The sequence below is a fragment of the Cellulophaga sp. HaHaR_3_176 genome, from assembly GCF_019021925.1.
In the GTDB taxonomy this organism is placed as follows: Bacteria; Bacteroidota; Bacteroidia; order Flavobacteriales; family Flavobacteriaceae; genus Cellulophaga.
In genome coordinates, this window is the sequence record NZ_CP058990.1 from 622,456 (window position 1) to 640,897 (window position 18,442).

The following is an 18,442-nucleotide window of genomic DNA, read 5'->3' on the forward strand; positions in this document are numbered from 1 at the left end:
ACAGCATATTTAAAATATACTGTACATGATTTCTATTTTAGTTAACGAAAAACCAATACGTATTCAAAAAAATACAAACGTATTGCAACTTCTCGAAAAATTGCGAACTCCTCAAAACGGAATTGCAGTCGCTTTAAACAATACTATTATCACCAAAGATTTCTGGAAATATGAAATCTTGGATGATAATGATTCACTTCTGATTATTCAAGCCACTCAAGGCGGTTAATTGCACTTTAGAAACTCCAAGCACAGTATTTATTTCTTAAAGATCAAATCTCACAATATATGAAAAGCAAAGACACCGCACCAAAAAACGAAAAGCTTAGCACGCAACCTTTTCCTAATTCTAAAAAAATTTATGTAGCAGGAAAACTACATCCACAATTAAAAGTGGCCATGCGAGAAATTGCGTTGAGTGATACTAAAGATTCCTTGACTGGCAAACTTACGCCAAACGAGCCAGTTACGGTCTATGACACTTCAGGACCTTATACAGACCCTACAAAAGAAATAAATGTTCACAAAGGAATAGATAGAATCCGTGAGCAGTGGGTTTTAGATCGTGGAGATGTAGAACAATTAGAAGAGTTTAGCTCAGAATATTGTAATGAACGTCTAAACAATAAGAATTTAGATCATATGCGTTTTTCACTTCTAAAAAAGCCAATGCGTGCTAAAGAGGGCAAAAATGTAACGCAGCTGCATTATGCTAAAAAGGGAATAATCACTCCAGAAATGGAATACATTGCCATTCGTGAGAATCAGCGTATGGAGGAAATGACCGAAATTGCCAAACAGCACAAAGGAGAACATTTTGGCGCGGCAATCCCCGATAAAATTACGGCAGAATTTGTACGAGAAGAAGTGGCTAGAGGTAGAGCTGTAATTCCTAGTAATATAAATCACCCAGAAGCAGAACCCATGATTTTGGGTCGTAACTTTTTGGTGAAGATAAATGCCAATATTGGAAACTCTGCCGTAACCTCTTCCATAGAAGAAGAAGTAGAAAAAGCGGTTTGGGCATGCCGTTGGGGGGCAGATAATATTATGGATTTGTCTACAGGGCAAAACATCCATGAAACTAGAGAGTGGATTATTCGAAACTCTCCAGTACCTGTAGGGACTGTGCCTATTTACCAAGCTTTAGAAAAAGTGAATGGCGTCGCAGAAGACCTTACTTGGGAAATTTTTAGAGATACACTTATTGAGCAAGCAGAACAGGGAGTAGATTACTTTACAATTCATGCAGGTGTTTTATTGCGTTATGTACCTATGACCGCTAAACGAGTTACAGGTATTGTTTCTCGTGGAGGTTCTATTATGGCCAAATGGTGTTTAGCACATCATAAAGAGAGTTTCTTGTACACACATTTCGAAGATATTTGTGAGATTTTAAAACAATACGACGTAGCGTTTTCTTTAGGAGATGGTTTACGTCCTGGATCTGTTGCAGATGCTAATGATGAGGCACAATTTGCAGAGTTAGAAACATTGGGGGAACTAACAAAAATAGCCCGTAAGCATGAAGTGCAATGTTTTATAGAGGGCCCTGGTCACGTACCAATGCATATGATCAAAGAAAATATGGAGAAGCAAATAGAACTTTGTGATGAAGCTCCTTTTTATACGTTAGGACCTTTAACTACAGATATTGCGCCAGGTTATGACCATATTACCTCCGGTATTGGAGCCGCTATGATTGGTTGGTTTGGTTGTGCTATGCTATGTTATGTAACACCAAAAGAACACTTAGGATTGCCTAATAAACAAGATGTGAGAACAGGAGTAATTACGTACAAGCTTGCAGCCCATGCGGCCGATTTAGCAAAGGGGCACCCAGGGGCGCAACATAGAGATAATGCACTCTCAAAAGCGCGATTTGAATTTAGATGGGAAGATCAGTTTAATCTAGGACTAGATCCGGAATTAGCTCGAGAGTATCATGATGAAACCTTGCCTGCCGATGGGGCAAAAGTGGCACATTTTTGTTCTATGTGCGGACCTAAATTTTGTTCTATGAAAATATCACAAGAAGTAAGAGATTTTGCCGCGGAGCATGATATTGTTGATAATGAAGTCATTCAAAAAGGAATGGAGGAGAAGTCTAAAGAATTTAAAGATAAAGGGTCAGAAGTATATTTGTAGTATACACAGGAGGTTCCTACGCCTTGGAAAAAGGCGTAGTCGGGCTTTCCGTTATATCTTTTGCCTATTCGTATAAGTTTATGTCGTTTTACGCCATAAATTTACACCAACAGCAAAAGGATGCCACTGCAATCCCTAACCCAAAAAAAAGTATGATAGTTCTTATAGCGCCAGAGGAAGATATTGCCAATGAAATTGAAATTTTACACCAACTTTTTGAAGCCGGTTTAGTCTATTTTCATTTAAGAAAGCCTTCTAAAAATTATCAAGAGCATTGTGATTATTTAGATTTGATAGATGAGAAGTATCATAACCGTATCGTTGTGCATTATTTTCATGAATTAGTGAATGTATATAATTTAAAAGGTATTCATTTTCAGGAGCAAAAAAGAATAGATCATATAGATAATCCAGGGCAATATTTTAAACCGCTCAATATGTATGGTAAAACCATCAGTTCTTCATTTCATGATCCAGACGTTTTAAAGGCTTGTGGGTTTGAATTTGATTATCATTTATTAAGTCCCGTTTTTTCTTCAATTTCTAAAAAAGGATATGAAGGTAAAGGTTTTAAGGTAACCCATATTCAAAAACGGATTATTGGTATGGGCGGAGTTACAGAGAACAATATTGAAGAAATTCATCAATTAGGGTATCAAGGTATAGGAGTTTTAGGCGGAGTCTGGAATAATAGTGCTCCTGTAACAGCGTTTAAAGCCATGCAAAACTATTACAACAAATAACAAAACTACAGACTAATATATTTTAAATAGAATATCAATGCAATTACCAAATTTACACTACATATCACAAGGAGAAACACCTCAAGAGCATTTAAATAATATCAAAAGTGCCTGTACGGCAGGTGCAGCATTGGTGCAGCTACGATTAAAAAATTTGAGTCCTAAAAAGGTTTTGAAATTTGCTACAGAAGCCCGAGAAATTACAGATCATTATCAAACTAGATTGATAATAAATGATCACTATAGAATAGCCAAGGAGGTAAAAGCAGATGGTGTTCATTTAGGAAGAACAGATACTTGCCCGACTATTGCTAAAAAGTATTTAGAAAGCTGGCAAATTATTGGCGGTACCGCAAATACAGTCAGTGATTGTAATATACTTATTACTAAAAAAGTAGATTATATAGGTTTAGGGCCTTATCATTTTACGAAAACGAAAGAGAGTTTAAGTCCTATTTTGGGTATTGATGGTTATGCGGATATAATGAAGTATATACAAACAGATATTCCTGTTATTGCAGTAGGTGGTATTGTAATAAATGATGTTTCTGAAATTCTAGAAACAGGAATTTACGGGGTAGCAGTAGCCTCAGAAATTACTAAAAATTTTAATAGCATTAATCTTTTTAAGAAAGCGTTAGAAAAAACAAGCATTGAAGAACAGGTGTGGAGACCCAACCTAAATCAATAAATATGGTAGATATATTGAACATAGCAGATAAAACATTTAAATCACGTTTATTTACGGGGACGGGTAAGTTTTCTAGTGCTCAAGTAATGGAAGAGGCCATTCTTGCTTCAGAGAGCGAGTTGGTTACCGTAGCTTTGAAACGGGTAGATTTAGAAGATGAAGCAGACGATATCTTAAGCCATTTAAAGAGTAGTAGGATTGATTTATTACCTAATACTTCAGGGGTTCGTACTGCAAAAGAGGCTGTTTTTGCAGCACAATTATCAAGAGAGGCTCTTGATACCAATTGGATAAAATTAGAAATTCATCCAGACCCTCGGTATTTATTACCAGACCCAATAGAAACCTTAAAAGCAGCTGAAGAATTAGTGAAACTAGGATTTGTAGTTATGCCATATATACATGCAGACCCCGTTTTATGCAAGCGTTTAGAAGATGTAGGAGTGCAATGTGTGATGCCATTAGGCGCTCCTATTGGTAGTAATAAAGGCATAAAAACAGAAGATTTTTTAAAAATCATTATAGAACAAAGTAATGTGCCTGTAATTGTAGATGCAGGTATTGGTGCCCCATCTCATGCCGCTTATGCTATGGAGCTCGGGGCAGATGCTGTTTTGGTAAATACAGCAATAGCCGTTTCTCAGAACCCAATAGCCATGGGGCAAGCCTTTAAAATGGCCGTAGAAGCAGGGAGAATGGCTTATCTGGCTAAACTAGCACCTGTTAAAGAACAAGCGGAAGCCAGTAGCCCTTTAACTTCTTTTTTAAACGAAATTTAAAAGTACACTATGTCATTTAAAACCACATTTGAGCAGTATGATTGGAATACCTTAGAAAAAGAAATCTATGCCGTAACCACTGCTGAGGTTGCTCAAATACTTCAAAAAGAAAAAATAGAATTAGAAGATTTTAAAGCCTTAATTTCTCCAGCCGCAAAACCTTTTTTGGAGCAAATGGCACAGCGCAGCAATCAGCTTACTAAAAAAAGATTTGGGAATACTATGCAAATGTATATTCCCATGTACCTGTCTAATGAATGTCAGAATATTTGCACCTATTGTGGCTTTAGTATGACTAACAAAATTCCTAGGAAAACCTTAACCGATGCTGAGATTTTAAAAGAAGTAACTAAGATAAAAAGTTTAGGGTACGATCATATTTTATTAGTTACTGGTGAGGCTAATAAAACGGTAGGAGTGTCGTATATAAAGCATGCTATCGAACTAATAAAAAACAATTTCTCCAATATAAGCATGGAGGTACAACCACTAGACCAAGAGGAATACGAAACCTTAGTTGCCGCAGGCTTATATGCTGTTTTGGTGTATCAAGAGACGTATCACGAAGCTACCTATAAAGTGCATCACCCTAAAGGGAAAAAATCAAATTTTCATTACCGTTTAGATACTCCAGATAGATTGGGAAAAGCGGGAATCCACAAAATAGGTATTGGTGCTTTATTTGGCTTAGAAGATTGGCGCGTAGATAGTTTTTATACGGCTTTGCATTTACGGTATTTGCAAAAGACCTATTGGAAAACAAAGTATTCTATTTCTTTTCCAAGATTACGCCCTTTTGAAGGTGATGTTGCTCCTAAAGTAGAAATGACAGATTCAGATTTGGTACAATTAATTTGTGCGTATCGCTTGCTAGATGAAGATGTGGAGTTATCTATGTCTACCCGAGAAAGTGAAAAATTCAGGGATCACATTATTCATTTAGGTATTACCTCTATCAGTGCCGAATCAAAAACCAATCCTGGAGGGTATAGCGTAGAACCGCAATCCTTAGAGCAGTTTGAAATTTCTGACGAGCGTTCTACAGCCGAAATAAAAGCGATGATTCAATCTCAAGGATATGAGGTTGTATTCAAAGATTGGGATAAAGCCTATTCTTAAACTTATATAACGGCTTTTTCCTGTAGTTTTAGCGTCATTTTATCCGCATCAAAAGTGGCATTGATTCCAATAGGAAGTGTCATGTTGTTTTTTACATGACCAAAACTCATACCGTAGGCTGTAGGAATGTTTAAAGGTTTGAGTCGGTCTAAAATCACATCTCTAAGGGTAAAGCTTCCTGAAGCCGCCGGTTTATCACAGCCATTACAAACACCCACCATAATACCTGCAGCATGTTTGAAAGTACCACCTTCTATTAATTGGGTAAGCATCCGATCTATGCGGTAAGGAGCTTCTTCTACATCTTCTATAAAAACAATGGCATCGGTAAAATCTATTTCATGTGGAGTACCAATTAAAGCATTGATGAGGGTTAAACTTCCGCCCAACAATTTACCCGTAGCTTTCCCAGGAGTAACCGTGTACCTATCAAATTCTGGATTGTTTAATAGCGTTTCATCTTCAAGAATAACATTTTTTATTAGCAGCTGATGTTCAGGATGAATGATAACATTTTCCAGTTGTTGTATAGAATATTTATCATCTAGAGTGCTCCCAACCGGACCATGAAAAGTTATAAGTCCTGTCTCGGAATATATGCCATTGGCTAAGGCCGTAATATCACTAAATCCAACAAGTACTTTTGGGTTATTTTTAATTAGCTCATAATCTAGAAGATGCATGATTCTTGTACAACCATATCCGCCTCGAGCGCATAAGATACCGTCTACATTAGGGTTGGCAAACATTTCATTAACATCAGCAGCGCGTTCTGTATCGGTATTGCTAAAATAACCGTAGTTCCAGAGTAGGCGCTCCGTATGATATGGAATGAACCCCATTTTAACCAAAGTGTCTTTTGCCTTCTCTAATACTTCAGGTTTTACCGCATAACCTGGGGCAATTAAACCTATAGTATCACCTTTTTTAAGACGCTTAGGTTTGATAGTTTCTATAGTTTTTTCATTCTGTTTTACGTTGGCGAAAATAGAAAAGGGTAGGAGTGATGCTGCTGAAACACCTATAATATTGGTAAAAAAGTTTCTGCGAGATCTCATTTTAGTTAATTAAGGTTGGTAAGGTTATGTTTTAAAAATAGTAATTAATTACTCTCTATCGGGCCATAAATTAGGATGCTCTCCGCTATAGCCTAATTTAGGAATATTATTAATCTGCTGAATTTCTTCATGCGTTAAATCAAAATCAAAAATATCAATATTTTCTTTGATTCGTTCTTTTGTGGTAGATTTTGGAATTACAATAACATCATGTTGTGTTACCCAACGTAAACAAATCTTAGCAACAGTAGTATTATGGTTCAAAGCAATAGATTTTAGTGTGCTATTGTTTAGAATTTCACCTCTGCCAAGGGGTGACCAAGATTGCACTGTGATATTTTTAGCTTTACAAAACGCAGTAACCTCAGGTTGCCAATATCCAGGATGAAATTCTATCTGATTAATGGCAGGTAAAACTCGTGCTGTTTTAAAAAGCGCTTTTAAATGTTCTGGCCAAAAATTACTAACTCCAATAGATTTTATCTTCCCTTCAGTCTGTAAATCTTCCATGGCGCGCCATGCTTCCGCATTTGCATGCTGCCAATTATCATAATTCTTAGCATTTGCAGGCCAATGAATCAAGTATAGGTCTATATATTCTAATTGTAGTTTTTTTAGAGAGGTTTCAAATTCAGATTTAGCCTCTTCATAGGAAAGATTTTCTCTCCATAATTTTGTAGTAACTTTTATTTCTTCTCTAGGAACACCACTTAGTTTGATGCCTTTACCCACAGCTTCTTCATTATTATATTTAGAGGCAGTATCTAATAAACGATACCCGTTTTTCAGTGCAAATTTTACAGCGTCAATACCTTCTTGTTCTGTTGCCTTATACGTTCCAAAACCTACAATAGGTATTTTATTTCCGTCATTTAAAACAATCTCTTTCATGTAGTCTATCTATTTTATAATATACTATGCTACCAATTTTTGATACACTAAATATATTGATAAACTAAATAATGAAAGTAATACTTAGGGGTATTTAACTTTTTATTGACAGCTATAGTTTCGAAATAGAATAGTTTATTATTTTACCTATTATGCTTTACGAATTTTTAGAGTTTCATAAACTTCATCAAAAATATTAGGTCTATCAGCAAGAACAATAAGGGTGTCTTGTGGTTCAATTTTGGTTAATCCGTTAGGTATTATATAGCTTGCATCTCTTTTAATCATTGCAATTATTGCATTTTTAGGAAAACCAAGTTCTACAATTTTTTTATCTACAGCAAAACAACCTGAAGTAATCAATATCTCTTTCATTTCAGCTTTTGGGTTTTCTGCCATAAGCATATCAGTTGCACTTAGTTTTTTTGCTTTTTCTGGTAATCCTACTTTAAGCCATTTGGCAACTATAGAAAGAGTAGTACCTTGAATTAATATAGATGTTACAGAAATGAAAAATACAATATTGAAAATCATATTTGCTTTTTCGATTCCAGCTAAAAGAGGGTAAGTAGAAAATACAATTGGTACTGCACCTCGCAAACCAACCCAAGAAATATAAAATCGCCTTCTCATTTTCATCTTAAAAAATATCAGACTAAGAAATACGCCAACAGGTCTTGCTACAATTATTAAAAATATAGATATCAATAAACCAATACCCATGTATGGAATAATTTCAGAAGGAAAAACAAGTAAACCAAGGGTGAGGAAAAGAACGATTTGCATTAACCATGCTAAACCATCAAACATTTTTAAAATGGTTTTTTTATGAATTAAATCTTGATTTCCTAAATAAACGGCACAAATATAAATAGCAAGAAACCCATTACCGCCTACAAAATCAGTTGCAGAGAAAGTAATAAACATTAAAGCGATAACTAAAACAGGGTATAAGCCTTCAAAATCAAGTTTAATTTTATTGATGATATATTTACTAAGAAACCCAAATGAGATACCTAATAAACCACCTAATATCATTTGCTGTAAAAATAGGGGTATTATTGATAAGAAGCTTTTATCTTGATTGATAACTAATGTTAAAAAGGCAAGTGTAAGTACATAGGCCATAGGGTCGTTACTACCACTTTCTAGCTCTAGAGTTGGTCTTAAATTGTTTTTTAAAGCCAAGCTCTTTGAACGTAGAATAGAGAATACTGCAGCAGCATCTGTTGATGATACTATCGAGCCTAATAAAAGACTTTCATAAATCGTGAAATCAGTTATAAACCAAACAAATACACCTAATGAAACGGCAGTAAATAAAACACCTAAAGTAGATAGTGCTATACCTTGCCAAAGAATAGGTTTTACAGCTTTCCAATTGGTATCAAGTCCACCAGAAAACAAAATAAAATTAAGAGACACAATACCTATGAATTGAGCAAGTTTTGGATCATCAAATCTAATGCCTCCTATGCCATCAGAACCTGCAAGCATACCAATAGCTAAGAATAGTAATAGAGTAGGTACTCCAAACTTATAAGATGTTTTACCTGCAAAAATACTTACAAGAAGTAATAAAGAGCCTACTAATAATATATTTTCAATCGTTAAATTCATTCTTTTCCTCTCTTACTTTATATGGTAAAGGTACTAATTTTCGTAAAGGAAATTTACAAAGCTTTATAGCTCATTTGCTAATTAATTTAAGAGTATTTTATTTGTAATTATCAAACGAAATCATTTATTTATTTTATTTAAAAGAAAAAAAATACGTTGTGCTTTCCATTAAAGAAAAACACAACGTATATAATAATTAATAAGTGAAAAAGGTTAGTTATCGTCGCTTACATTATGAGTTTTTAACCACTCTTCACCTTTTTTATCTAAAAAGAAATCCATCCAAACGTAGTAAAGAACTTCATCTTTATCTACAGTAACAGAATGACTTGAACCTAAAGGAATATGAAGCATAGAATGTTGAGGGAAATTTACTTTAGCATCATCAGCAAAAACAACACAGTTGTTTTCAGATAAGCCTAAAAATAATTGCTCTAACATTGGGTGTTTATGTGCACCAACTTCATCAGGGCCTTTTGTTTGAACTGTACCCATTGCTATTCTAGGGATGATTTTATTAGGAAGTATTGTACGACTAACTGTATTTGGACTTTTTATAGGTTCTGTATATGGTACACAATCTGTAAATTTCGCATAATATACATTTTGAGTACTCTCAGCAGGAAACTCCTTAAGATCTAATAAATCTTGAGCAGTTAATTTACTCGTTATTTTTACGTAATGTAGTGTGTCTTTTTCTGCCGTTTTAATTGTAATATCTTTAATATTCGGTAAAAATATAGTTTCAGGAACAATATCATAAATGCTATCTTGAACAATAACGCTACCATTACCTTTTACAAATAGGTATATTGTTTTGTAGCCATCTTTATTGTAATCTAATATTGGATTTTTACTTGTCAGTGCTATATGTTCAACATCTATATCTTTAATTTCATTTACCAGAATAGATTTAGAATATTGTTGAGTATTATCTGATAATTGTGTTTCTAAATTTTCAATCGGAATTTCTTGACTATATAATGTCGTGAATAATGATAATACTAGTAACGTAATAGTTGTGATTCTTTTCTTCATTTTATATAATATTTATTTTGAGTTTATTTTAAATTTATTATTCATTTGGTTGCGTGCCAGAACCTACAGTAGCTTCTTTAAACCAAACTTCAGTATAACATCCGTTTGCATATTGTTTTGCTATATCTCCGTCGTAAGTTTCAGAACCAGTACTCCATACAATATTGTCTTCAGGTTTTTTGCCATTTGTTTGGTTGTATGCACCTTGCTTAAAATATTGTATTTCACCTGCATAAGCATTTTCACGCTCTACACCATCACGCCCTATTGATGCGTATAATGACCAAATTTGTTCAGGAACATCTGATTTTTTGGAGAAATCTGATTTCAATAAGTTTTTTGTGAACTTCACAGTTTCATGTCCTTCACTTTCAAAAGTAAGATACATAATGCCTTTATAAACATTTATTTCATAACTAAACTCTTCATCAAGTTCTATACCATTTTCTGGCTCTTCAGGGTAGGTTGTAGGACTAGAACCAACAACAGACATATCATTACCCCAAATTGCGGTTGAATAATCCCATCTTTTTGAGTTATCACCTTCTGTATTAATCTCATAATTCCAAAAAACAGATCCTTTAGTGTGACCTGGGAATTTTTTATAAAATATTTTTATAGGTTCATTTTCATGACCTTCATCACTATGTATTTGGCCTACGACTACAGAGTACGAAGCGGCAACTCTAGCATCACCTGAGGTAGAAACATGCATTACTTTTAGTTTGCCAGTCAATTTACCTCCTGTTTCAGGTATCCAGTGTTTTTTTTGGCCTAATTCCGTTCTTGTATTACTAGATGTTCGAGATGTAACACCAGAATTTGGTGTTTTATAGACTACCCAATCCGTTTTACCATCATTTTCAACATAAAAGAAATCTTTCTTTTTATAATTTACTAATTCATCAGAATATGTACCATCCCCTAAAAGAATTTTCCATTCATCCATAAACGGAATAATATCACTTGGGTATTTTTCTTTTTTTATGTCTGTCTTTGTTTCTTCGGCAGCAGTTTTTTTAGGAGTATCAAAACAACTACTAAAAGATAATACTACGGCTAGCATTAAAAAATATTGTAATACTAATTTGGTGTTTATTTTTGTCATTATAATAGTTTTGTTTAGGTCTGTATTAGTTTAATATGATTAATTTTTGATTGTAATAAAACCAAAGTTAAATTTTATTTATTAGCTATTATTCCTAAATCAGAACGATCTATGCCTTTACCTTTTAAAGCTGATTTATCTGATAATTGGTAAGTGCCTTTTATAAATTCAGGATTAATTTCCCACGCATTTTCTAGATTATATTTTTGATCACCTGTGATAATAATTTTATCTGATTTATAAAAATTATTATTTAAAATATTAACGATAGGTTCACCAACAACTAAATGCATTTCCATTGCTTTAGAGTTATTAAAAATATTATTTTCAATATCATTTACTTGCACACCATATAATGATACAGCTCTTTCATACTTATTCTTTTTCCCGTAACCAACATTATCAAAAACATTATGATCTAATTCTAAAAATGGACCGAAAGTACTTTCATCTTTACCACCTCTATACAAACGTAATGCTGCGCCTTGTATATCTGAGATTGTGTTATTTTTCATTAATAAATACTCTACATTATAAGCACCAATATCATCCGTTTCTTTATCTAAAGCAGCTATATGACCTGTAATATTTTTAAATTTTGAATTCTGAATGCTAATTGTATCAGCAAAAGTTCCTTTTGAGACTCTAAGTACATCAAAAGAATGATTTACAATTAAATCTTTAAACTCACAGTTATCTATAAATAATTTATAGTTTTCTGTCATTGAGTTTTTAGCGGTACTTATTACTGAATTACCAGCATAATCTGGAGATTTTGCTCCATCAAATATTATGTTTTCTAAAGACAAACTTCCTCCGTTTTGTATTTCAAAAGCCATCATTCTTTCAAACAATATTGTAGCTTTATTTTTACCTGAGGTTTTAAAGGTTAATGGGTGTTTTATTTCAACTGCTTTGGTTAATAAATAAGAGCCACCTTCTTCTAAAACAATAACATCTCCAGCTTCTGATTTTTTTACGATTTCAAATAGAGTGTTAATTCCAGCTTTTACATTAATTGTTTTACCAGAGTTTAATGCTATATTTTGTTCCTTTTTAGAATACCAAGTAGTACCTGTAGTCTCTTTAGTTGCAATATTATCGCTAATTACAATCTCATTTTTTATTTTATCAGATTTAGGAATCAAGAAACCTTTTTTATTTTCTACTAATGTAATTTCAGCATTTTCAAAACCACTTGAAATTGTAGTTTCTAAATTGTTTCCTAGAATATTATCTTTAAATGTTACGCCACTGATATCATCATAAATAGTAAACAAATCTTTTTTATGTTGATGATAAAATAAGTTTCCTGAAATTTCAGAACTTGCAGGGGCTTGGCTTCTTTCATTATCTGCTCCTGCACATAGCTGAATGTTATCACAATCTATAAATGTATTATTATTTACTTTAGATTCTATAACGGGTACATATCTATTTGGTGGTGAGTTTGGTACGCCATTCATCATTACAAATGCACCTCTAAAACGGTAACCAGTTAAACCAATATGGTAATTATTGATAACAGTTTGCTTTTCATTAATAACTCTTACACCACCAGTGCTTGGTTTTCCGTTTCCTATAAAAACATTACCATCAACTAAGGTTTCATTACCGTGACGCATAGTTAGAGTACCGGTACACTCAAAAAAAGTATTATACTTAAAAATGTTTTGACAAGATTTGTTAGAGATAATTTCATGTTCTCCGTTACATCTATCAAAATAATTAGATTCTACTAATGTATTAGAATTTTCTAATGCATTATGGCTTGTTCCAATTCGTAATGTTTCTCCACCATTATTTCCGAATGTAGGGCGAGGGCCAAAATAATTATGGTCTATTTTATGGTTGTTTTCTATACTTTCTTTAGTATCTAAACCAACGATCATAGTAACACCTAAATTCTTTTTTCCTGTTATATGGTTATGGTCAATTCTGTTGTTTTTACCATAAATAGTAACCCAGTAATCTTGAACATGACGTTCAGGATTATTGAAATTATCAATAACACATTCTGTTAAGCGAGAGTTGGTTGCCATTTCATCTCTATTCTTGCGAAATGAAATAACCGAATTCGTTGGCGTATATCCGTTTTTGAAAACAAGACCTTCTACAATTAAAAAATCACCTGCAAGTTGTAAATTAGACTGACCTTCTAGAGTAACTTTGCCTTTTTCTTCTACAGTAAGTTTTATAGGTTTTTCTTTAGTTCCTTTTCCTTCGAAAACTAGTTCTGAATCTTTCCAAATACCATTAGCTAAAGTAATTGTTGAGCCAGGTTTTGCGTTTGCAACAGCATCATTAAATTCATCAATATTAGTAACAACATTTGATTTGACTTCTTTTCTACAAGAAACTATTAAAGTACAAAAGCTTATAAAAAAGATAGATAGATTTTTCATTCAAATAAAGGCTTAATTGGTTAACCAAGTTGGTTTACCAAAGTTACGTTCATTTGTTGAGTATTGCAAATAGTTAAAATTATCTATTGAAAAATAACTTTAACACAATTTTTCTTATAATTTTTTATCAAATTAACTATAAAGTGATTTGTAGTTGTTCTTGTTATTAGTGATAAAACGTATTTTGAAGAATTACTTTTTTAAGTTTAGAGACGCATTTTCTGAAATAAATCAATAGTATTGATTCTTATAATGTTTCAGATATAAAATTATTTTATTTTTAAAAAAAACAGCATCAGATTTAATAGAATATTTCAGATAAATCTGATGCGTAAATGTATAGTTCTTAATTCGAATCTAATTCAATACTTTGAGTTGCAAATCCTCGTCCGCTATCATTGTCCGCATCAACCTTTACAACACCGTTTCCTGAGTAGTCAGAATTAAATTTAATAGTAGCTACAGATTTGGCAATTTGACCGTCTACAGAGTTTTCAATACTTAAAACTTCTAAACTTCCAGATTCTATCGTCCACACAAAAGTTGAATTAGAAGCAGTGTCGCCTCTCGAATAAAATGTAGATGCAAATGTTAAAATTTCATCAGGAAGTGCAAAATCAGCGCCATCTACACAAATAGCAACTGCAGTTTCTGGTTTAATTGTTAGGTCACAATTAGTTACACTATTTTCATTTGTAGCTTCAATTTCAGGTGAATCATCATTAGAGCAAGAGAAATTTAATAAAACGAGCAGTAGAGCTGAGTAGATAAATTTATTTTTCATAACGGTTTAAGTTTGGTGGTTTCTGCGTATTAATACATCATTAAAGTTAGGCTTAAATAGAAATATTTAGCTAATCATATAACGATTTTTAATATTTACCAGTATAACGTAAATTTTATGATTTTATTGCTGTTAATACAATGTGTTTTAGATTAATATTTTTTTTATTATTACACATGACTTTATTTAGGTTGAATCTGTAGAATTTTTTTATTTCATTTTTAATTCACTCGTTAATTTTTCAAACTCTTCAAGTGTTGATTCAAAATCATTTTTCATAACAGCATTAATTTGAACTACATGTGAGCCTTTAACAATACTTATCATTTTAATTTGCGTTTCTTCATCGTTTAATGAACCGGTTATAAGTTCTTCATAACAGTCAGATCCGTTTAATTTTTTTCTATTAGAAACTTTTCTGTTATAAACAATTAGCCCGTTATTTTTTAAAGAATTTAAATTATTTTCATGAATTAATTCAGGGTTCATATTAGGTCTGTCGGTTGGTATTTGAGAAACTAGATATGCCGATTCTCCAACATAATCATCTTTTTTAATACCACCTTTAGTGTAAAGAAACATATTAGAAATTGTTTTAGAATATTTAAAAGAGCTTTTAGAATCATCTAATTCAAAAAATGCAATTTCAAAAGGGTCAACAACTCGTTCCTTATCGTATTCTATTGTTAATAATGCATTTTCTATTTTTTTAATATTCTCTTCTTCAAAATTTGGAATAAATGCCATTACCATTGCGGAAAACTCACCATCACCAAATACTAATTGTAAACTTTTTTGATTCGGGGTCCCTTGCAATAATGCTAGTTTAGCATCGTAATTATTTATTTTTAACTCTTTAAATTTCAGTACGTTTATTCCTTTGCTTTCGAAGTTTTTTTTAGTGAAATTTTTAGCATTAGAACCGTAATCTCCTCCATAAAGATCAACGAACTGAATAACAGTTTGCTCGCTTTCTAAGCCAATAAAATCTTGTGAAGGTTTAAAATTATCGGGGTTTTCTAAATAAATTCGAGTACCTAGTATACGTGTTTTGTTATTGTTTTGTTTTTCACTTGGGGTAACTTGCGCACAAGCATTTAGCGATAGTATAAATGCAATAATCAAAAATTTAATTTTCATGATATAGCTTAAGGTAATAACAAGTATAGAGTGTTCTGTTTAAAATAATCTTTAATAGTAATTAATTAAACCAAATAGAAATGTTATCAAATTTAGCGGTTTTAGGAATTTTAGATTGATCAATTCCTTTTCCATCCCACCAATCATCTTTAAGTTCAGTCTTTTTTATGCTAAATGTGGCATTAAGGTGTTCAACATTTAAAAAGATATGTTCTTTTACTGGTGAAATGTCTTCGGTTGAATAAAAGTTACCAAAGTCATCAAAAGTTGAATTCAAACCAATTTTTTCAGTTGTCATGAACCGATTGTCTAAAATTGAAATATAGTTTATTTTTGAGTTTGTATTTCCACTTTCTTCAGCTTGTAAAATCAATATCTTTTTTCCGTATGAATCATAAATTTCATAAGCATCAAATGAGTCATCTGCAAATTCTCCGTAACTTACTATTTTCTTAATTTGTTCTTTTGGTAGTGTATTATAGAGATCAGAAATAGTCATTCCTTTAGAAAAAATTCCCACTCTGTTTTGTGAAATATGAAAATCATTAAAAATATAACCATTTATTTTTTTAATTGATTCTATTTTTACAAGCTCTTGAATTTTTTGTTCCTTTTTAGTTAGCTCTAATTCTCTATCTATAAATTCATTTTCTTTTTCGTATAATTCAGCTTCTTTTTTAAGTAATTTATTTTCTTTTTTTTGAGTAGAATTACAACTTATTAAAAGTGAAATTAATATAGCTCCTAAAATTTTTTTCATATAATTTTTATTACCGTTATTGGTTTCTGCTTATTTATTCTTAAATATTATAGATAGATATTTTTTTTATTTAAATAACTCAATAACTTTCAAATCCATATTTTGGTCTTCAATTTTGTAGAAAGCATAACTCTTAAAAATCATACAAAAAGCTTAAATATACACAAACCTTTCAATTAAATAATACTGACCATGTTTTTAAATTAGAACTTAGCTATGGTAATTTTTTATAGATAATATCTTATTATTTAAGGTTAATTAATTGTATTTCTTCACGTTGCAATCTTTTAAAAGTTCCGATTATAAAATCTTGATTTTCTAGTTTTATATCGAGTTCATTACACAGAGTATTACAATCAATTTTAATTTGATCTAGAATTTTATAGCTTGGTGTTGAGGTAATGAAGCTTTCACCGTTTATTTTTAAATCAATATCAAATGTAGTTTCACTGTTCACTTCTTTTGTCGACTTTATTTCTTGTAACGTACATTTTAATGAACTAACATCAACATGTGGGTTGTCAATTAGTTCAACTACTACTCTAATATCATAAATAAAGCCTGGCTGGTAATTAAATCCCTCAATTGAATCATAAAATTTATTCCAATTACCAGAACCAATATTGTTATTTTCTTGTACTAATAAAGTCAGAAATAACCCTTCTCCGATACCCGTACTTTGGTAATGATTAATTCGCATATCAATAGTTTGATTTGCATCATCGCTTGAACAAGAGAATAATATTCCAGCAATTATTAAAAGTAATACTTTAGTTTTCATATTTTACTTAGTTTTTAATATCTAGATGTGTAGGTTGTGTAAATGGTTGCGTTAAAGTGTAATACAATTGTTTTTATATAATTAGCTAATTACCTAGTTTAATAAATAAATTCAGAATAGAAAGCCTATCAAGTATTGAAAATAGAAAGCGCCTATTGTTTAATTAAATTTATATGAATAGATGTAAAGATATTCAACGATGGCAGAAATAAGAATTTGTTTTTAGTTCAATTACTTATAGCCGCTATTTTTTTTTATTATATAAAGTATTAGTAATGAATATACCTTGTTTTAGGTTTTGTGTATACTAAATGATATGCAGCTTTAGAAACATAATTTAATCAGTTACTAAAAAAGTAAAATTTTTTGAATTAATATGTAGAAAATAAACATCAATATGAAAGAAAATTATTTCATATTTATTTACTTTTAACAAAAAAATAAATATGAGTAATGATTGGATTTTCGGGCTTGTTTTTATAGCATCAGGACTTTTTTCATTGATAGCAAGTATCAAAGATTGGAATTTCTTTTTTGGAAGTATAAAAGCTAGATTGTTAGTAAGTATAGTTGGGAGAAATGGGGCTAGAATTCTTTTCGGAGTTTTAGGATTTGTAATTATAATTGTTGGAATATTATCAATTTTAGGGAAAGTAGATTTAGCTTCTGATTTTTAAAAATCTTCGATGTATATTTTTTGCTAAAACTTATAATTACATAACTATTTAATTATTGATTTTATACATCCATTTAATAATGAGTATAAAATTACAGATAGTAGTAAAGGTCTAGTTTTAATAAATAAGCGATAAAAACTTAGAGGCTTTAAAAGCATTCAGGAAAAGTACTTGATGGTTATATTTTGTAAGTAGTTAAAATTTATTCTTGGTTTTCATTTTTTTTAATTTATCGTTTTTAGTGTATTTCCAAAACCATTCTGAATAAATGATATTATCATTGGGAATCATCAATTTTCCATCTTTTCCAAAATGACCTTGATAAATTTTATTATTGTTTTTATCGTATTTAAACCTATAAATTGACACACCTATATTGTCAACTGCTGGGTTTCTTTGTGAATCTAAATGTTTTTGTTCTATAATATTCCCATTCTTATCATATTTATACTTAAAAACGGCAAAACCTAAGTCATTATTAATAAGTTCTCCGTTATGGTTTACTGTCCAGCTTTCCATTAACTTTTCATCTGAATTATAATATTGAACAGTAGATCCGAAAACTTTTTTCTTCCAGTTTGAATCTTGAGCATTTGTTATTTGTAAGAATACAAATGTTGTTATAATTATAAGTATTTGTTTCATAGTATCTTTTAAAATCAACTGTTGCTGTTTTTCAATTTTCACCTCTCAACTAAAT

Annotated in this window: 18 protein-coding genes; 7 read left to right on the top strand and 11 right to left on the bottom strand. The window is 31.5% G+C overall.

Annotated features, from left to right (window positions below):
* Window positions 1–25 precede the first annotated feature (25 nt).
* From thiS to thiH, 6 genes are all read left to right on the top strand, one after another.
* Window positions 26–229 carry a sulfur carrier protein ThiS gene (gene thiS / locus H0I23_RS02765; RefSeq protein WP_216784947.1) on the top strand — a complete coding sequence of 68 codons (204 nt, stop codon included), beginning with the start codon at window positions 26–28 and terminating at the stop codon, window positions 227–229.
* 59 nt (window positions 230–288) lie between these two features.
* Window positions 289–2,148, top strand: coding sequence for a phosphomethylpyrimidine synthase ThiC (gene thiC / locus H0I23_RS02770; RefSeq protein ID WP_216784948.1), 1,860 nt, complete (start codon window positions 289–291; stop codon window positions 2,146–2,148).
* Window positions 2,149–2,300: 152 nt separating this feature from the next.
* Window positions 2,301–2,891 (top strand): thiamine phosphate synthase, encoded by a 591-nt coding sequence (locus H0I23_RS02775; RefSeq protein ID WP_216784949.1) that lies wholly within the window; start codon window positions 2,301–2,303, stop codon window positions 2,889–2,891.
* A 37-nt stretch (window positions 2,892–2,928) separates the two neighbouring features.
* Window positions 2,929–3,582, top strand: coding sequence for a thiamine phosphate synthase (gene thiE / locus H0I23_RS02780; RefSeq protein WP_216784950.1), 654 nt, complete (start codon window positions 2,929–2,931; stop codon window positions 3,580–3,582).
* 2 nt (window positions 3,583–3,584) lie between these two features.
* A complete protein-coding gene (locus tag H0I23_RS02785) occupies window positions 3,585–4,361 on the top strand; it encodes a thiazole synthase (RefSeq protein WP_305853794.1) in 777 nt (258 codons plus the stop codon).
* A gap of 9 nt (window positions 4,362–4,370) precedes the next feature.
* Window positions 4,371–5,480 carry a 2-iminoacetate synthase ThiH gene (gene thiH / locus H0I23_RS02790; protein WP_216784951.1) on the top strand — a complete coding sequence of 370 codons (1,110 nt, stop codon included), beginning with the start codon at window positions 4,371–4,373 and terminating at the stop codon, window positions 5,478–5,480.
* Window positions 5,481–5,482: 2 nt separating this feature from the next.
* Here the strand turns inward: thiH and H0I23_RS02795 are convergent, their stop codons facing one another.
* From H0I23_RS02795 to H0I23_RS02840, 10 genes are all read right to left on the bottom strand, one after another.
* Window positions 5,483–6,538 carry an LD-carboxypeptidase gene (locus H0I23_RS02795; protein WP_216784952.1) on the bottom strand — a complete coding sequence of 352 codons (1,056 nt, stop codon included), beginning with the start codon at window positions 6,536–6,538 and terminating at the stop codon, window positions 5,483–5,485.
* Window positions 6,539–6,586: 48 nt separating this feature from the next.
* Window positions 6,587–7,429 (bottom strand): aldo/keto reductase, encoded by an 843-nt coding sequence (locus H0I23_RS02800; protein ID WP_216784953.1) that lies wholly within the window; start codon window positions 7,427–7,429, stop codon window positions 6,587–6,589.
* A gap of 150 nt (window positions 7,430–7,579) precedes the next feature.
* The gene (locus H0I23_RS02805; RefSeq protein WP_216784954.1) at window positions 7,580–9,049 is read right to left on the bottom strand and encodes a potassium/proton antiporter; all 1,470 of its coding nucleotides are present in this window, start codon (window positions 9,047–9,049) and stop codon (window positions 7,580–7,582) included.
* A gap of 213 nt (window positions 9,050–9,262) precedes the next feature.
* Window positions 9,263–10,087 (bottom strand): cupin domain-containing protein, encoded by an 825-nt coding sequence (locus H0I23_RS02810; protein ID WP_216784955.1) that lies wholly within the window; start codon window positions 10,085–10,087, stop codon window positions 9,263–9,265.
* 37 nt (window positions 10,088–10,124) lie between these two features.
* On the bottom strand, window positions 10,125–11,195 hold the full coding sequence (locus H0I23_RS02815) for a polysaccharide lyase family 7 protein (protein ID WP_216784956.1): 1,071 nt from the start codon (window positions 11,193–11,195) through the stop codon (window positions 10,125–10,127).
* 74 nt (window positions 11,196–11,269) lie between these two features.
* Complete coding sequence (locus H0I23_RS02820) at window positions 11,270–13,600, bottom strand: chondroitinase-B domain-containing protein (protein ID WP_216784957.1); 2,331 nt, start codon at window positions 13,598–13,600, stop codon at window positions 11,270–11,272.
* Between the two features lie 346 nt (window positions 13,601–13,946).
* The gene (locus H0I23_RS02825) at window positions 13,947–14,384 is read right to left on the bottom strand and encodes a hypothetical protein (RefSeq protein ID WP_216784958.1); all 438 of its coding nucleotides are present in this window, start codon (window positions 14,382–14,384) and stop codon (window positions 13,947–13,949) included.
* Window positions 14,385–14,594: 210 nt separating this feature from the next.
* Window positions 14,595–15,524 carry a hypothetical protein gene (locus H0I23_RS02830; protein WP_216784959.1) on the bottom strand — a complete coding sequence of 310 codons (930 nt, stop codon included), beginning with the start codon at window positions 15,522–15,524 and terminating at the stop codon, window positions 14,595–14,597.
* A gap of 61 nt (window positions 15,525–15,585) precedes the next feature.
* Window positions 15,586–16,284 (bottom strand): hypothetical protein, encoded by a 699-nt coding sequence (locus H0I23_RS02835; protein WP_216784960.1) that lies wholly within the window; start codon window positions 16,282–16,284, stop codon window positions 15,586–15,588.
* Window positions 16,285–16,528: 244 nt separating this feature from the next.
* Window positions 16,529–17,065, bottom strand: coding sequence for a DUF4377 domain-containing protein (locus H0I23_RS02840; RefSeq protein ID WP_216784961.1), 537 nt, complete (start codon window positions 17,063–17,065; stop codon window positions 16,529–16,531).
* 446 nt (window positions 17,066–17,511) lie between these two features.
* On the opposite strand from H0I23_RS02840, the gene H0I23_RS02845 reads away from it, so the two are divergent.
* On the top strand, window positions 17,512–17,742 hold the full coding sequence (locus tag H0I23_RS02845; RefSeq protein WP_216784962.1) for an immunity 17 family protein: 231 nt from the start codon (window positions 17,512–17,514) through the stop codon (window positions 17,740–17,742).
* Between the two features lie 195 nt (window positions 17,743–17,937).
* On the opposite strand, the gene H0I23_RS02850 is transcribed toward H0I23_RS02845, so the two are convergent.
* Window positions 17,938–18,387 carry a hypothetical protein gene (locus H0I23_RS02850; protein ID WP_216784963.1) on the bottom strand — a complete coding sequence of 150 codons (450 nt, stop codon included), beginning with the start codon at window positions 18,385–18,387 and terminating at the stop codon, window positions 17,938–17,940.
* Between the last annotated feature and the right edge of the window lie 55 nt (window positions 18,388–18,442).

Excerpts from the sequence above, each read along its gene's own strand:
- thiS (WP_216784947.1), top strand. The coding sequence starts at position 26 with ATGATTTCTATTTTAGTTAACGAAAAACCAATACGTATTCAAAAAAAT.
- H0I23_RS02830 (WP_216784959.1), bottom strand. The coding sequence starts at position 15,524 with ATGAAAATTAAATTTTTGATTATTGCATTTATACTATCGCTAAATGCT.
- H0I23_RS02785 (WP_305853794.1), top strand. The coding sequence starts at position 3,585 with ATGGTAGATATATTGAACATAGCAGATAAAACATTTAAATCACGTTTA.
- thiC (WP_216784948.1), top strand. The coding sequence starts at position 289 with ATGAAAAGCAAAGACACCGCACCAAAAAACGAAAAGCTTAGCACGCAA.
- H0I23_RS02845 (WP_216784962.1), top strand. The coding sequence starts at position 17,512 with ATGAGTAATGATTGGATTTTCGGGCTTGTTTTTATAGCATCAGGACTT.
- thiE (WP_216784950.1), top strand. The coding sequence starts at position 2,929 with ATGCAATTACCAAATTTACACTACATATCACAAGGAGAAACACCTCAA.
- H0I23_RS02805 (WP_216784954.1), bottom strand. The coding sequence starts at position 9,049 with ATGAATTTAACGATTGAAAATATATTATTAGTAGGCTCTTTATTACTT.
- H0I23_RS02820 (WP_216784957.1), bottom strand. The coding sequence starts at position 13,600 with ATGAAAAATCTATCTATCTTTTTTATAAGCTTTTGTACTTTAATAGTT.
- H0I23_RS02825 (WP_216784958.1), bottom strand. The coding sequence starts at position 14,384 with ATGAAAAATAAATTTATCTACTCAGCTCTACTGCTCGTTTTATTAAAT.
- H0I23_RS02815 (WP_216784956.1), bottom strand. The coding sequence starts at position 11,195 with ATGACAAAAATAAACACCAAATTAGTATTACAATATTTTTTAATGCTA.
- H0I23_RS02800 (WP_216784953.1), bottom strand. The coding sequence starts at position 7,429 with ATGAAAGAGATTGTTTTAAATGACGGAAATAAAATACCTATTGTAGGT.
- H0I23_RS02850 (WP_216784963.1), bottom strand. The coding sequence starts at position 18,387 with ATGAAACAAATACTTATAATTATAACAACATTTGTATTCTTACAAATA.
- H0I23_RS02810 (WP_216784955.1), bottom strand. The coding sequence starts at position 10,087 with ATGAAGAAAAGAATCACAACTATTACGTTACTAGTATTATCATTATTC.
- thiH (WP_216784951.1), top strand. The coding sequence starts at position 4,371 with ATGTCATTTAAAACCACATTTGAGCAGTATGATTGGAATACCTTAGAA.
- H0I23_RS02775 (WP_216784949.1), top strand. The coding sequence starts at position 2,301 with ATGATAGTTCTTATAGCGCCAGAGGAAGATATTGCCAATGAAATTGAA.
- H0I23_RS02835 (WP_216784960.1), bottom strand. The coding sequence starts at position 16,284 with ATGAAAAAAATTTTAGGAGCTATATTAATTTCACTTTTAATAAGTTGT.
- H0I23_RS02795 (WP_216784952.1), bottom strand. The coding sequence starts at position 6,538 with ATGAGATCTCGCAGAAACTTTTTTACCAATATTATAGGTGTTTCAGCA.
- H0I23_RS02840 (WP_216784961.1), bottom strand. The coding sequence starts at position 17,065 with ATGAAAACTAAAGTATTACTTTTAATAATTGCTGGAATATTATTCTCT.